Consider the following 11,538-nt stretch of genomic DNA (forward strand, 5'->3'; position numbering starts at 1 on the left):
TGCCTTTGCTGCCGCAGCACTTACCTAAACGAACTTTATTTTGTACCTTTGTGCCGAATTAGAACGATCTGAACCAGATAAAATACATGGAAAGAGAAGTTAGAGTACGCTTTGCCCCAAGCCCGACCGGGCCTCTCCATATCGGTGGTGTTCGCACTGCCTTATATAATTACCTGCTGGCCCGCAAAACGGGCGGCAAAATGATTCTGCGCATCGAAGATACAGATCAGACCCGCTTTGTGCCGGGCGCTGAAGACTACATCCGGGAGTCGCTGGAGTGGAGCGGCATCGAGCTGGACGAGAGCCCATGGAACGGAGGCCCTTATGCGCCGTACCGCCAGTCGGAGCGCAAGCCGATGTACATGCAGTATGCGCTGCAGCTCATCGAAAGCGGCCATGCCTACTATGCCTTCGATACAGCTGAGGAACTGGACGAAATGCGTGAGCGCCTGAAGGCGGCGAAAGTGGCCACGCCACAGTACAACGCCATCACCCGCGCCACCATGAAGAACTCGCTCACCCTGCCGGAGGACGAGGTGAAGCAGCGCCTGGAGTCTGGTGAGCCTTATGTTATCCGTCTGAAGGTGCCCCGTAAAGAGGAAGTGCGCCTGAAAGACATGATTCGTGGTTGGGTGATGGTACACTCTTCTGCCATTGATGATAAAGTACTGATGAAGTCGGACGGTATGCCAACGTACCACCTGGCCAACATCGTAGACGACCACCTCATGAAGATTACGCACGTAATCCGCGGTGAGGAGTGGTTGCCGTCTGCACCACTGCACGTGTTGCTGTACCGTTACCTGGGCTGGGAAGACACCATGCCGGAGTTTGCTCACCTGCCCCTTCTCCTGAAGCCGGACGGCAATGGTAAGCTAAGCAAGCGCGACGGCGATAAGCTGGGCTTCCCGGTGTTCCCGCTGCGCTGGCAAGACCCGAATACAGGAGAAGTTTCATCAGGTTACCGCGAGAGTGGTTATCTGCCGGAGGCGTTTACAAACTTCCTGGCTTTCCTGGGCTGGAACCCGGGCACGCAGCAGGAACTCTTCTCTATGGACGAGCTGATAGAAGAATTCTCAGTAGAGCGTATCGGCAAGTCAGGCACCCGTTTCGATATTCAGAAGGCCCGCTGGTTTAACGAGCAGTACCTGCGCGCCAAGCCAGACAGCGAGTTGGCGAACTACCTGCTGAAAGCGCTGAAAGAGCATAATATCACCACCTCGCATGAGAAGGCAGAAAAAATAGCCGGCCTGATGAAGGAGCGTGTAAGCTTTCCGCAGGATTTCTGGCAGGAGGCGAAGTATTTCTTTATCGCCCCGACAGAATACAGTGAGAGGGTAGCTTCTAAAAAGTGGAACAGCCAGTCTGTTGCCGTGTTCGAAGACTTTAAAAATGAGCTTGCTACACTGGAGGACTTTAATGCCGATACCGTGAAAGATCTGCTGAATAGCATTCTGGAACGCCACAACATGAAGCTGGGGCAGGTGATGCAGGCACTGCGCTTAGCGGTAACAGGCGCAGAAGCGGGCCCGGACCTAATGCATATTATAGAGGTAATCGGACGCGAAGAGACAGCCTCCCGCATCGAAACCGCTATTGATAAACTGAGCCCTTACGCGGCAGCGTAAGCGGCATACTTTAGATAAAGAGAAAGGCTAACCATTGCGGTTAGCCTTTTTTATTTCCTGCTTTAGACCTTCTTTGCAACAAATTGCGGCTGCTTAGCTTATACAACAAAAGTATAAACTTGTATAACCATGGCTAAAAATAAAAAAGACGATAAGAGCAGCAAGAAAAAGTCGAAAGTGCATAAAGACCTGGAGGGTTTCGAGATAAAGGTGAATGAACACGGCGAAATTATATCCAACTATAGCATCGACAAGATAAATGATTTCCTGAACCAGAACGTGGAAGACAAAAAGCTGGTGAAGCGCGATGCCGCCGAAAAGGCCAAGCGCGAGGAAGAGGAGTATCATATTGAAGAAGGCGATGAAGTGGAAGAAACAGACGAGGACTTCGTGCGCACCACCACTTCGACATCTGATGCAGAGGATGACCCTGACCTGCCCAAAGCCCGCCGCAGGAAAGGGGGTGAAGATGAGGGTGAGGACGATGAGGATTGATACTGCATCACGTGCAGCCAGTGTTGATGCATTGTATATAGGAAAATAAAATATTCATCTGAATCTCATGCATCAGGTTATATAGAAACAACGGCAAATGCGTTTTATAACTGCTATGCGCATTGTATCTTTTAACCAACCTTACACATAACTATGATGAACTCACACGAAGTAGATTACAAAATTTTCGGTCATGACATTCAGGTGCTGGAAGTTGAACTTGACTCAAACGAAACTGTAATCGCCGAGGCCGGTGCCATGGTATACATGGAAGAAGGCATTGATTTCCAGACAAAGATGGGCGACGGTTCTAACCCAAGTCAGGGCTTCTTAGGAAAACTGGTTTCAGCAGGCAGCCGCATGATAACCGGTGAATCGTTGTTTATGACGCACTTTACGCACCGTGGCTCTGGCAAAAGCCGTGTTGCTTTCTCCGCGCCTTACCCGGGCACCATCTTACCCATTGACCTCCGCCAGATGCGCAACAGCAGCCTGATTGCTCAGAAAGATGCTTTTTTGGCTGCTGCCCTGGGCACAAAGCTCAGCATCCATTTTAACCAGCGCTTAGGCTCTGGTTTCTTTGGCGGCGAAGGCTTTATACTGCAGCGGATGCAGGGCGATGGCCTGACCTTTGTCCATGCCGGCGGCACGGTGGTAGAAAAGCAACTGAACAACCAGACACTGCGCGTAGACACCGGCTGCGTGGTAGCCTTTGAAGAAGGCATCGATTTTAGTGTGCAGCGTGCCGGCGGGTTAAAGTCAATGATATTTGGTGGTGAGGGCATTTTCCTGGCTACCTTGCGTGGCACTGGCCGGGTATGGCTACAGTCTATGCCAGTGAAGAAACTGATTGAGGCACTCATGCCACGTGGTGAAAATGCCAAAAAGGAAGGTGGCATGTTCAGTAGCTTCATGGAATAGGCGCGGTCGCTGCGCTCCCAATTATGAATTTTGAATTACGAATTATTAATGGGGTTTAGACGTAGGAGTCCTTCTAAAAGCAAAGTAGCCCCGGTAAGTTTAAACTTACCGGGGCTACTTTGCTTTTACTTCTAATTCGTTTTAATAATAGCGGGAGCAATGTCCTGCTGCTTTTGTTGCCTTAGTTGTTTTCGCTCATCTCTCCAGGTTAAGATAACAAGCAGGAACCATGAAATGAACGGAAGGACCATGGCTAATACAAACCAAAGCCAAAAAGAGCGTTTATATTTGTAGGCCAGGTATCCGGTAAGCAGAGGTAGCGCAAAAACAATGGCCAGTAGCCCTATAATTATGTCCATGTCTTAAAGCTGTTTAGGTCAGTATTCTATGTAGCAAATATATACATAAACAGTTAACCCTCACCTCTTTGAAACAATTTCAAGTCTACATCCCGTTCACCTGCATAATCTCTTCCAGGTACTCACGGGAGTTGCTGAGGCGGGGCACTTTGTTCTGACCTCCTAGCTTGCCCTTGTGGCGCAGCCAGTTCATGAAAACACCTTGCGGGGCAGCGTGTACAAGAGGCTCCTGCAGCGCAATATCGTTTTGACGTTTGGCATCGTAATCGGAGTTTACGTCCCGTAGTGTTTCGTCCAGCACCTGCGTAAAACGATCCAAATTATCTGGCTGCTTTTCAAACTCAATCAGCCACTCATGCCTGCCGCGCTTGCCGCTCTCCATATATATAGGTGCCGCTGTAAAGTTAGTGATGATGGCACCAGTAGCCTGGCAGGCTTTGGTAATAGCCACCTCCGCATTCTCCACAATCACCTCTTCCCCAAACGCGTTGATAAAATGTTTGGTACGACCGGAAATCTTGATCCGGTAAGGGCTGAGACTGGTAAATCGGATGGTGTCGCCAATCTTGTACCGCCACAAACCGGCATTTGTCGAAATCACAATCGCATAGTTCTTCCCCAGTTCCACCTGGTCCAGCGTCAGGGTTTTAGGCTGCTCTTCCTCATACTGGTCCATCGGAATAAATTCGTAGTATACGCCATAGTCCAGCATCAGCAGCATCTCATCTTCTGTGCCGGCCTGGTCCTGTATACCAAAGAAGCCTTCGGAGGCATTATATACCTCCAGGTAATTCATTTTATTTGATGGGATGATATCGCGGAAAAGCTTGCGATAAGGGCCAAAAGCCACTGCGCCGTGCGTGAACAACTCCAGGTTAGGCCACACCTCCAGGATGTTGCTTTTACCAGTCACTTCGAGAATACGCTTCAGCAACACATAGGTCCAGGTAGGCACGCCACTCATGCTGGTGACGTTCTCCTCTACCGTCACCTCTACCATTTTCTCTATCTTCTCCTCCCACTTATCCATCAAGGCCACCTTGAGTGGCGGTGTGCGCATGGCCTCGGCCCACATCGGCAGGTTCTGCATGATTACCGCCGACACATCGCCGCAGGATACTTTTGAATTGATCTCGCTGGGTCTGTGGCTGCCGCCGATGGAGAGGGCCTTACCCGAAAAAAGCTTTGTTTCCGGGTACAGGTTCACGTAGATAGAGAGCATGTCCTTGCCCCCTTTGTAGTGGCAGTCTTCCAGCGACTCAGGGCTTACCGGAATAAATTTACTGCGGGCATTGGTGGTGCCGGATGACTTGGCAAACCACTCAATCTTGCTTGGCCACAGCAGGTTCTGCTCCCCCTTCATCACCCGCTCAATGTATGGGTATAGGCCTTCGTAATTAGTGACCGGCACCCGCTCCTGAAACTCCCGGATCGACAAATTGTCCTTGTAGCCATGCTTCTTGCCCCACTCTGTATTTTTAGCCACGCTAATCAGGTTCTGGAACAATTCTGCCTGCACCTCATGCGGGTACTTCCGAAACAGATCAATATCATGAATCCGCTTCTTCATTACCCACGTCACTATTGAGTTTATTAATTCCAACTGCTGGAGGTTAAATTGTTAAATGGTTGTTCGTCTACTTAATGAAGCTGCTAATTGCTTCAGGCAATTAAACTTTCCGCTTCAGTTCAAAGTGCTTTCCTAAGTATACGCGGCGTACCTGCTCGTCGGCGGCCAGTTCTTCTGCGGTTCCTGATTTCAGGATCTTTCCTTCAAAGAGCAGATAGGCGCGATCGGTGATAGAAAGGGTTTCGTTTACGTTGTGGTCGGTGATGAGGATACCAATATTCTTGCTTTTCAGCTTCGCTACAATGCTTTGAATCTCTTCTACGGCAATAGGGTCTACGCCGGCAAAGGGCTCATCCAGCAGCACAAACTTCGGGTCTACGGCAAGGGCGCGGGCAATCTCGGTGCGGCGGCGCTCCCCCCCTGATAACACGATGCCTTTGTTGTTACGCACGTGTGTTAAAGAAAATTCCTCCAGCAGATCCTCCACCTTTTCGTGCTGCGCCTTCTTGGGCAGGTTCGTCATTTCCAGCACAGCCAGAATATTCTCCTCTACCGTTAGCTGCCGGAAAACAGATGCCTCCTGCGCCAAGTACCCCACGCCGCGTTTGGCGCGCTTGTACATTGGCAGGTTGGTAATATCTTCCTTGTCCAGGAATATTTTACCGCTGTTAGGCTTCACCAGGCCCACAATCATATAGAATGAGGTGGTTTTACCGGCACCGTTGGGGCCCAGCAACCCTACTATTTCTCCTTGGTTTACCTCCACGCTTACGTCATTCACAACGGTGCGGGATTTGTACTTTTTTATCAGGTTATCTGCTCTCAGTATCATCGTGGCTAAATTACGCATAAAGGCTGCATCCTGCAACGGGTAGGTGTGGGGTTACCTGCCACTCCTATAACGCCTTATATTTTAAATCTGCTATTAATATGGAACTAATATTCTCTATAATCCTTGTCATTATATATTGTATAAGCGCGGATTAATATATAACTTATAACTCGCTTATCTTAACATTAATTATGCCGCTGTTTTCAATTTTATCGGTGTGCCAGAAACTGGCTTTTTCAAGCCTGCTACTTTTTGCAGGATATACCGGTATGGCGTCTGCTCCTACAGAAGTCACAAATAACGACCCTACCAAACCCGGCACCGCCAGCAGCAGCCCGGCTAATGCCACAGTGAAGGGTATCGATGTGTCGAGGTGGCAAAAAGATATTAACTGGGAACTGGTAAAAGAGGAGGAAATTGCCTTTTCCTTCATCAAGGCAACGGAAGGCGATTTCAGACAAGATCCATATTTTACGCGCAACTGGAGCGAATCAAAGCGCAACGGCATCAGGCGGGGGGCCTATCATTTCTTTAAGCCACTGGCTCCCGTTCAGTGCCAAATCGAGCTTTTCACCAACTCTGTAGTGCTGGAGCCCGGCGACCTGCCACCTGTGCTGGACGTAGAAGTATCAGACCCTGAAGTAAGTCCCACACAATTGCGCGAAAGCATCAATACCTGGTTAGAGGCGGTAACAGCGCACTATGGCGTAAAGCCTATCATCTATACCAGCCAGAACTACTACCGCCGCTATTTGCAGGGGCATTTTAAAGGCTATCATTTCTGGATTGCCCGCTACAGCCCTATACAACCGGAGGTGCACCATACCGACAGCTGGATGTTCTGGCAACATACCGATAAAGGCCGGATAACCGGTATCAAAACAGCCGTAGACATGAACTTCTTCCTCGGAGACGTGGAAACCCTGTCGCAACTGTGTATTCCTGATTTAGTGGCCTCAGAAGATCATACAAGCCCTCTGAAGCAGCTGAAGCATATGTACCCGCTGCCGTAGGTATAGCTGCTTCTCTGCTAATTATATCCTGATGCCGCTGCTGCTGTTAGCAACCATTGGCTTATGCATATGCTTACCAGTCTATGACTATAAAAAACTGCGAATGGACACACCTTTACACAGCGTAGCAACAGCGGAATCAGAAACAGGAGCTCTAAATGCCCTCACGCTCGACCAGCACAAGCTGGAGCTTTATATGCAGAGGCTAAGCATGGAGCAGAACCTGCTGAAGGGTATCCTTTCCGGATTGCTGGCGGCCGTGGCAGGAGCTCTGGTATGGGCTGCTATTACGGTTGTAACAGGTTACCAGATCGGGTATATGGCTGTTGCCATTAGTTTTGCGGTGGGGTACGTGATGCGGACCATGGGGCGGGGAATAGACAAAGTCTTTGGTGTGGTGGGTGCGCTGCTGGCGCTGTTAGGCTGTGTGCTGGGTAATTTCCTGGGCATCTGCGGCTTTCTAGCCGAAGAGAACACATTAGGTTACCTGGAAGTGCTGCAGACGCTCGAATACAGTTATATGCCGGAGCTAATGGTGGAGGCTTTCTCTCCTATGGATGTGGTTTTCTACGGCATCGCCCTATACCAGGGGTACAAAATTTCTTTCCGGCATGTAACCCAGGAAGAGCTGCTTGCCAATGCCAGTACAGCTCCTGTCACTTTTCAATTGTAAACAGAAAGGTTCCCGACCTGTGAGCTCTTTGGTTTAACCTATGTTATTTCACCCGTATGTCTTTGATGCGGAGTTGCAGCGAGATAACGCCACGGTATATGTTTTCCTCCACCGTATAGCATACATTGAACGGAATGCCTTTGGAAATGGCCTTGTAGTAATCGCTGAGGCCGAAGCCAATGGCATCAATGGTATGGAAGCCATCCTGCGTCAGGCGCAGCTTCAGGTGTGTATCGCCTACAATGCGCACGCTGCCTGTATCATACACGCACTCCGACTCAAACACCGGCCCCATGTTACCGGGCCCGAAAGGCTCCATCTGCCTGATAATGTTATAGAAGTTCCGGGTTATCTGCTTCAGTTCTATTTTACCGTCTATTTGTATCTGTGGAATTTTCTGCTCTGCCGTAATGGTACTGGCCACTATTTCCTCAAAACGCTCCCGGAAGGCCTGCACATTCTCTACAGGCAGTGTGAGACCTGCCGCATACATGTGCCCCCCAAACTGGTCCAGCAAGTCAGCGCAGCTCTCAATAGCATCATGCACATTAAACCCGTGTACCGACCGCGCTGAGCCTGACGCCACGCCATTCGATTGGGTCAGGATGATAGTAGGGCGGTAATACTTCTCGATGCAACGGGAGGCGACAATACCAATCACGCCTTTGTGCCACGTTTCCTTGAACAGCACTGTAGAATTGGCTGACCGCAGGAAATCATCCTCTTCAATCATCTGCAGCGCTTCTTTGGTGATGTTCGAGTCTTTGGTGCGGCGCTCCTTGTTAGATTCATTGATGATGGCGGCCATCTTGAAAGCCTCATCCTTTGTCTGAGCCAGCAACATGCGCACAGAGTTCTTGGCGTCTCCCATACGTCCTGCGGCATTAATGCGTGGCGCAAAGCCAAATACGATGCTGGTGATGTCCATCTCATAGTTGATGGCAGCCAGCTCCTTCAGCGCCTCCAGCCCCGGGCGCATCGGCTGCGGCCCGTTCAGGTGACGAAGGCCGAAATGCGCCAGAATGCGATTCTCACCTGTTATGGGCACTATATCCGCCGCTATGCTCACCACCAGCAGGTCGAGCATCTTAAACGCCTCTTCCTGGTCAATATCGTTTTGGATGCAGAACGCTTGCGCCAGCTTAAAGCCCACGCCACAACCCGACAGCTCTTTGTAAGGGTAAGGGCAATCTACCTGTTTTGGATCGAGCACCGCGACAGCCTGCGGAACGTCATCGTCTGGTAAGTGATGGTCGCAGATGATGAAGTCAATACCTTTTTCTTTGGCACTGGCTACTTTATCAGCAGACTTAATGCCGCAGTCGAGGCTGATGATGAGCTTAAAGTTATTTTCTGCCGCCCAATCTATGCCTTGCTGCGATACGCCGTAGCCTTCTTTGTATCTGTCCGGAATGTAAAAGTCTATCTGGTGGGTGTAGTTGCGCAGGAAGCCATACATCAGCGCCACAGAGGTGGTGCCATCCACGTCATAGTCGCCGTATACCAGTATCTTCTCGCTTTTGTGCAGGGCTTTGTTCAGGCGATCCACGGCCTTGTCCATACCCTTCATCAGGAAGGGATCATGCAGGTCTGAGAGGGAGGGGCGGAAGAAATGCTTTGCTTCTTCGAAGGTGCAGATGCCGCGCTGGCAAAGAATGCTGGCTAAGGTGGGGCTGATTTTGAGGCTTTCTGATAAACGCTCTACTACCTCTGCTGATGCCTCCTGGCTATATACCCACCTTTTCTCCATATGCTTCTGCTACACTACAATCGTTTGGTTGCAAAGGTAGCTTTTTTCAGGGATTTTTGAGTGAAGGTGCCGGCTTGCTGCCCTCACCTTCGTCTTAAATTTCGTATTTTTGTGCGGTATAACAGGAAAAAACGTGAAACGACTCAAGGAGCTTTTTGAAAAGTATAAGAATTATTCACTCGACCTGATTATGTATGGGTTCTTTCTTCTTTTCATTCTGGTTCTCATTATCTTCTTCGGCTGATTTAGCGTATCACGATGCACGTATCATGTAGCACGATTGACATATCACTTTACAAGATTCTTCGGCATGATACATGAAGCATAAAAGACTACGCACTGAGCAGGTTTACCTTTCTATTAATTTACCGCATCCCCACGCAGCTTGCGGAAACGCTTACGGGCTTCTGCGGCATAAATGCTTCCCTGGTGTTTTACTAACAGGTCGTTATACAGCTGCTGTGCCTTCTCCTTGTCCTGCAGGCTCTCCTCGTATATAAAAGCCAGTCGATACAAAGCATCATCGCTCAGAATATCAACTTTGGGGTCGTCCACAATTTTCTGCAGGTTTTCAACAGCCTTCTCAAAGTCCCCGGTGCGCTCATAGATGTTGGCTTTCTGGAAGTATATTTCATCAGTGAGGCTATGCCCCGGGAACTGCTGCAGCATAACATCCAGCGCCTCCTGCGCCTCCTGCAGCTTGTTCTGGAACACCAGCAGCTCGATGGCGGCATAGGTTTCCATGGCAACCGTAGACGTGTCGAGGCCGGTGTTGTCTGTGATCAGCAGGCTCAGGTCCATGGCATCGTTGGCTATCTCGCGGCTGGTGGCCAGCTTCAGGATATCGAGGTGGGCCTGTGCCAGTTCAAAGTCTCCTTTGTAGTAGTTGAGGCGGGCGTTGCGCAGCTTTGCCTCGTGCCCTACCGGCGTCTCCTTATGCGATTTCTCCACCTGCGAGTACAGCAGGGTGCTTTCCCATGGCTCCCCCTTCAGCAGGTAAATATCCCCCAGAGTGAGCTTACTGTCTGCCACCAGGCTGGAGTTTGCCCGGGGCATACTGATGGCCTCCTGCAACAGGGCGATTGCTTTTTCCTTATCATCCAGATGGAAGGCGTATAATGACGCCATATGCTGCAGCACCTCCACAGTTTCGGAAGTGCGCCCCACCTCACTCAGAAGCGCATCATAGTCTGCTAACAGCGCCTGTATTTTCTCCTCACTAACCGGAAACGTATTCTGTACCTGCTCTTCGCGGGCATTTATCAGGCGCTGCCGTGCCACCAGGTAGTAGGGGCCCTCCGGGTACTCCTGCACAATATAGTCATAGGCCTCAATGGCGCCCTGGTAGTCGTTGTTCTTGAGGCTGATGGCCCCCAGTTCCATCACACGGGTACCGCCACTGCGGGTACGCTTGTCTACGGCACGTGCCTGCAGCAATGCACTGTAAAAGTCGCGGCGCTGCACATACAGCCAGATAAGCAGCTCGTTAAAGGCCAGCTTATCGGGGTTCTGCTGCACCTTCAGAATAAGCTCTTTCTCCAGCGCATCGAAGTGCTCTTCTTCCCGCATGCTGTTCTGCAGCATGTTCTGCGTATAGCCTAGCTCTTTTTCATCTGCCTGCACCAGATTCAATGCTTCGGAAATCAACGGCTCCGTCTTCTGACGGTACATGTACAGCGAAATCAGCGAGCGGTTGTACGCCATAGGGTCGTCGTTTAGCTCACGGCCGCGCAGGTAAGCCTTTTCGGCATAATCGTAAAGTTCGTTTTGTATAAAAGCACTGGCCATCGTAACCACCGCCTCTGGTTTGAGCCCGGCTACCAGGTTGTTAAATTGCTTTTCGGCTGCGGCTTTGTTTCCGGCAGCCTGGTACACCACTCCTAAGTCCACTTCATAGCCAGGGTTGTCCGGGAAACGCTTGCTGGTCTTCTTCACCAGCTTTTCAGCTTCTTTATAGTTCTGCTGCGCCAGCAGGACCTTCAGATAGTCCGGGTACACGACATTAAACAGCCGCTGCTCATTTATCAACTTACTGTATAGCGATTCGGCTTTTTCGTAATCGCCCTGGCTTAAGTACTGGCGGGCCAGTTCCAGGTCCTGGTGCTGTGCCTGTGCCGCTGGAACCGCTGCCAGCATCAGCAGCGAGAGCAGGAGGATATGGTATAGTTTTGTTAGCATAGTTTCCTTAAAACGATGAGGTAGCGCCTGTTGATATGCACTTGATCTATAACATTTTAATAAAATTCCTGAAAAGGAAATACAGGAGGTTATTCAGTTTCTTCCTGGTACTTTCTTCT

Annotated in this window: 10 protein-coding genes; 5 read left to right on the forward strand and 5 right to left on the reverse strand. The window is 50.2% G+C overall.

From position 1 onward, the window contains the following. Positions 1 to 86 precede the first annotated feature (86 nt). The 3 genes from gltX to DXT99_RS14500 all read left to right on the forward strand — a co-directional run bounded on the left by gltX (position 87) and on the right by DXT99_RS14500 (position 3,044). Positions 87 to 1,628, forward strand: a complete 1,542-nt coding sequence (gltX, locus tag DXT99_RS14490) for a glutamate--tRNA ligase (RefSeq protein ID WP_115566292.1) — start codon at positions 87 to 89, stop codon at positions 1,626 to 1,628. Between the two features lie 129 nt (positions 1,629 to 1,757). Beyond that, positions 1,758 to 2,123, forward strand: a complete 366-nt coding sequence (locus DXT99_RS14495; RefSeq protein ID WP_115566293.1) for a hypothetical protein — start codon at positions 1,758 to 1,760, stop codon at positions 2,121 to 2,123. A gap of 156 nt (positions 2,124 to 2,279) precedes the next feature. Next, on the forward strand, positions 2,280 to 3,044 hold the full coding sequence (locus DXT99_RS14500; protein WP_181885143.1) for a TIGR00266 family protein: 765 nt from the start codon (positions 2,280 to 2,282) through the stop codon (positions 3,042 to 3,044). Between the two features lie 131 nt (positions 3,045 to 3,175). On the opposite strand, the gene DXT99_RS14505 is transcribed toward DXT99_RS14500, so the two are convergent. The 3 genes from DXT99_RS14505 to lptB form a co-directional block, all read right to left on the reverse strand. Continuing rightward, positions 3,176 to 3,403: a hypothetical protein gene (locus DXT99_RS14505; protein ID WP_115566295.1), complete on the reverse strand. Its 228-nt coding sequence runs from the start codon at positions 3,401 to 3,403 to the stop codon at positions 3,176 to 3,178. Positions 3,404 to 3,488: 85 nt separating this feature from the next. Beyond that, entirely contained in the window at positions 3,489 to 4,973 is a 1,485-nt protein-coding gene (locus tag DXT99_RS14510; protein ID WP_115566296.1) for a GH3 auxin-responsive promoter family protein, read from the reverse strand. Positions 4,974 to 5,073: 100 nt separating this feature from the next. Continuing rightward, positions 5,074 to 5,805 carry an LPS export ABC transporter ATP-binding protein gene (gene lptB, locus DXT99_RS14515; protein WP_115566297.1) on the reverse strand — a complete coding sequence of 244 codons (732 nt, stop codon included), beginning with the start codon at positions 5,803 to 5,805 and terminating at the stop codon, positions 5,074 to 5,076. A 191-nt stretch (positions 5,806 to 5,996) separates the two neighbouring features. On the opposite strand from lptB, the gene DXT99_RS14520 reads away from it, so the two are divergent. Both DXT99_RS14520 and DXT99_RS14525 read left to right on the forward strand, forming a co-directional pair. After that, positions 5,997 to 6,818 carry a glycoside hydrolase family 25 protein gene (locus DXT99_RS14520; protein WP_115566298.1) on the forward strand — a complete coding sequence of 274 codons (822 nt, stop codon included), beginning with the start codon at positions 5,997 to 5,999 and terminating at the stop codon, positions 6,816 to 6,818. Positions 6,819 to 6,921: 103 nt separating this feature from the next. Next, the gene (locus tag DXT99_RS14525; RefSeq protein ID WP_147294231.1) at positions 6,922 to 7,491 is read left to right on the forward strand and encodes a hypothetical protein; all 570 of its coding nucleotides are present in this window, start codon (positions 6,922 to 6,924) and stop codon (positions 7,489 to 7,491) included. Between the two features lie 43 nt (positions 7,492 to 7,534). Here DXT99_RS14525 and recJ read toward each other — a convergent pair whose 3' ends face one another. Beyond that, entirely contained in the window at positions 7,535 to 9,241 is a 1,707-nt protein-coding gene (gene recJ / locus DXT99_RS14530; protein WP_115566300.1) for a single-stranded-DNA-specific exonuclease RecJ, read from the reverse strand. 360 nt (positions 9,242 to 9,601) lie between these two features. Then, positions 9,602 to 11,419: a tetratricopeptide repeat protein gene (locus tag DXT99_RS14535; protein WP_115566301.1), complete on the reverse strand. Its 1,818-nt coding sequence runs from the start codon at positions 11,417 to 11,419 to the stop codon at positions 9,602 to 9,604. Positions 11,420 to 11,538: the final 119 nt, after the last annotated feature.

The organism is Pontibacter diazotrophicus (assembly GCF_003367245.1).
Taxonomy (GTDB): domain Bacteria; phylum Bacteroidota; class Bacteroidia; order Cytophagales; family Hymenobacteraceae; genus Pontibacter; species Pontibacter diazotrophicus.

Coding starts and splice junctions, on each gene's coding strand:
- DXT99_RS14525 (WP_147294231.1), top strand. CDS start 6,922: ATGGACACACCTTTACACAGCGTAGCAACAGCGGAATCAGAAACAGGA.
- DXT99_RS14510 (WP_115566296.1), bottom strand. CDS start 4,973: ATGAAGAAGCGGATTCATGATATTGATCTGTTTCGGAAGTACCCGCAT.
- DXT99_RS14520 (WP_115566298.1), top strand. CDS start 5,997: ATGCCGCTGTTTTCAATTTTATCGGTGTGCCAGAAACTGGCTTTTTCA.
- DXT99_RS14535 (WP_115566301.1), bottom strand. CDS start 11,419: ATGCTAACAAAACTATACCATATCCTCCTGCTCTCGCTGCTGATGCTG.
- DXT99_RS14505 (WP_115566295.1), bottom strand. CDS start 3,403: ATGGACATAATTATAGGGCTACTGGCCATTGTTTTTGCGCTACCTCTG.
- DXT99_RS14500 (WP_181885143.1), top strand. CDS start 2,280: ATGAACTCACACGAAGTAGATTACAAAATTTTCGGTCATGACATTCAG.
- recJ (WP_115566300.1), bottom strand. CDS start 9,241: ATGGAGAAAAGGTGGGTATATAGCCAGGAGGCATCAGCAGAGGTAGTA.
- lptB (WP_115566297.1), bottom strand. CDS start 5,805: ATGATACTGAGAGCAGATAACCTGATAAAAAAGTACAAATCCCGCACC.
- gltX (WP_115566292.1), top strand. CDS start 87: ATGGAAAGAGAAGTTAGAGTACGCTTTGCCCCAAGCCCGACCGGGCCT.
- DXT99_RS14495 (WP_115566293.1), top strand. CDS start 1,758: ATGGCTAAAAATAAAAAAGACGATAAGAGCAGCAAGAAAAAGTCGAAA.